The sequence below is a fragment of the Ottowia sp. genome (genome assembly GCF_047975795.1).
In the GTDB taxonomy this organism is placed as follows: domain Bacteria; phylum Pseudomonadota; class Gammaproteobacteria; order Burkholderiales; family Burkholderiaceae_C; genus Ottowia.
Genome location: NZ_JBKEEE010000100.1, coordinates 1 through 1,791 on the forward strand (window position 1 = coordinate 1; position 1,791 = coordinate 1,791).

The 1,791-nt window shown below is 66.5% G+C and carries 1 protein-coding gene; it reads left to right on the forward strand.

Translation table 11 applies throughout. From position 1 onward, the window contains the following. Positions 1-1,791 (forward strand): helix-hairpin-helix domain-containing protein (locus ACK5NW_RS14980; protein ID WP_416929493.1); only part of this gene is annotated, 1,791 nt, incomplete at both ends.

A 1,791-nucleotide genomic window follows, 5' to 3' on the forward strand; every position in this document is an offset into this window, starting at 1 on the left:
GGCCGCAGGCCTGCTGCAAACCAAGCGGGCCGCCGGCAAGAACGAGCACGACCCTGAAGTCGCCAAATTCCGCGACTACTGTGCCTACGACGAGCCGATGGGCCGCGTGCCTTCGCACCGCGCACTGGCCGTGTTCCGCGGTCGGCAGCTTGAAATTCTGGACGCCAAGCTGGTGCTGCCGCAGGCGGAAGAAGCGCCAGCGGCCAGCAAGGTCGCGGCAGCGCCGAGCCTGGCCGAAGGCCGCATCGCGCGTCAACTGGGCTGGAGCCACCAGGGCCGTCTGGCCGACGACCTGCTGCGCAAGTGCATCACCTGGGCCTGGCGCGTCAAGCTCAGCCTTTCCACTGAGCGCGATTTGTTCGCGCGCCTGCGCGACGACGCTGAAAAAGTGGCCATCAAGGTCTTCGCCGACAACCTGCGCGACCTGCTGCTGGCCGCGCCTGCCGGGCAGAAAGCGGTGATGGGGCTGGACCCCGGCATCCGCACCGGCGTCAAGGTGGCCGTGGTGGACGCCACCGGCAAGCTGCTGGACACCGCCACCGTCGACCCGCACGAGCCGCGCAAGGACTGGGACGGCAGCCTGCACACCCTTGCGCGCCTGGTCGAAAAGCACGGCGTGCAGCTCATCGCCATCGGCAACGGCACCGCCAGCCGCGAGACCGACAAGCTGGCCGGCGACTTGATCAAGTTGGCAAGAAAAACGGCTGCAACGCAGACTGGACAAGCGATAGAAGCTATTGAAAAGATAGTAATCAGTGAAGCCGGCGCATCCGTCTACAGCGCCAGCGAGTTCGCCAGCCAGGAACTGCCAGACGTAGACGTGAGCCTGCGCGGCGCCGCCAGCATTGCCCGGCGGCTGCAGGACCCGCTGGCCGAGCTGGTGAAGATTGACCCCAAGAGCATCGGCGTTGGCCAGTACCAGCACGACGTCAACCAGGGCGAGCTGGCGCGCACGCTGGATGCTGTGGTGGAAGACTGCGTGAACGGCGTCGGCGTGGACTTGAACACCGCCAGCGCGCCGCTGCTGGCGCGCGTTTCGGGTCTTTCAGGCAAAGTGGCCAAGGCGGTGGTGCGCTGGCGTGAGCAGCACGGCGCCTTCAAAAGACGCCAGCAATTGCTTGACGTCAGCGGCCTTGGCCCCAAGGCGTTTGAGCAAAGCGCGGGCTTCTTGCGTATCCGTGGCGGCGACAACCCGCTAGACATGACCGGCGTGCACCCGGAAACCTACCCGGTGGTGGAGCAGATCATCGTCAAGACCGGCCAGCCGATTGAGCAATTGATGGGCCGTGCCGAACTGCTGAAAGGCCTCAAGCCGGAGCAGTTCAGCAGCGAAGGCTTTGGCGCCCTGACGGTGAAAGACATCCTGGCCGAGCTGGAAAAACCCGGCCGCGATCCGCGCCCCGACTTTGCCGTGGCGCGCTTCAACGACGGCGTGGACGACATCGCCGACCTCAGGGAGGGCATGGTGCTGGAAGGCACGGTGAGCAACGTGGCCGCGTTCGGCGCCTTCGTCGATCTGGGTGTGCACCAGGACGGGCTGGTGCACGTGAGCCAATTGGCCAACAAGTTCGTGAGCGACGCGCGCGAAGTGGTCAAGACCGGCCAGATCGTCAAGGTGACCGTGCTGGAAGTGGACGTGGCGCGCAAACGCATCAGCCTGAGCATGAAGCAGGGCGCCCAGCCGGCGCGCCGGGACGGCCCGCGCGAAAATCGCATTGAGCACACGGCGGGGCGTGGAGGCCGCGGCCAGGGCGGTGGCGCACGCGGCAACCCGCAGGCCTCCACCGCCAT